General features: G+C 54.6%; 1 protein-coding gene and 1 pseudogene. Both read right to left on the bottom strand.

The window, feature by feature from the left end:
• Positions 1–116: 116 nt before the first annotated feature.
• Positions 117–314, bottom strand: a complete 198-nt coding sequence (locus HMPREF3139_RS11250) for an ESPR domain-containing protein (protein WP_070461293.1) — start codon at positions 312–314, stop codon at positions 117–119.
• A 107-nt stretch (positions 315–421) separates the two neighbouring features.
• A pseudogene (locus HMPREF3139_RS06405) lies at positions 422–636 on the bottom strand (hypothetical protein); the annotation flags it as partial.

Genomic DNA, 636 nt, shown 5'->3' with positions numbered 1-636 from the left:
TGTTGCCGCCTAAAAGGCGGCCCGGATGCCTGATAATCAGGTACCCGGGGAGGGTTAAGGGGGTATTTGAGTAGAATCAGTGGATATTTGAAACAAAAACAGCCGAAAACCTGTGTTTAGGTTTCGGCTGTCGAGGGAAGGGCTTTTTTGCAAAGGTATCTGCCTGAATGGGTTTTTAGGCTGCCGTTACCGCCACCGGCTTCTCCGCTTGAGCGCTCGCCGGAACTTTTGCCCTGCCCGATGGCAGTCTCGGCTACGGCCATCAGGATGCCGCGGGTGCGGTTGAAGACGGTTTTATGGCGGTGTTTGTTCATGGCGGGGGTATCCGTAGTGTGTGCGGGGGTGGGGAAAGGCAGCCTGAAAACGAGAAAAGGGGGCAGGCTGCCTGCGATGTAAACACACAGCAACTTAATCCTAAACTCTATTCGTCATTCGCAAGCGGCGGCAAACCCAAAGTATCTGTTTGGCCGGTGTAGTAATCCACCCAGTTTTGCAGGTATTCGTAAGGGAAGTCCAAATCGTAGGCACGCATAAAGTCGAAGGGATCTTGGTATTCGCCTTCAGGCAGCGGCGCATCAAACAACGCTCCGTTGCCGCCGTTTGTGCTGTTCAGACTGCCTCCGGCCGCACCCACCA

It is taken from the genome of Neisseria sp. HMSC15G01 (assembly GCF_001808255.1).
GTDB lineage: Bacteria > Pseudomonadota > Gammaproteobacteria > Burkholderiales > Neisseriaceae > Neisseria > Neisseria subflava_A.
The sequence above is the reverse complement of the archived record's forward strand: the minus strand, read 5'-3'. Positions and strand labels throughout refer to the sequence as shown.

What these genes read in the sequence shown, in the direction of transcription:
- HMPREF3139_RS11250 (WP_070461293.1), bottom strand. Translation starts at nt 314, where the DNA reads ATGAACAAACACCGCCATAAAACCGTCTTCAACCGCACCCGCGGCATC.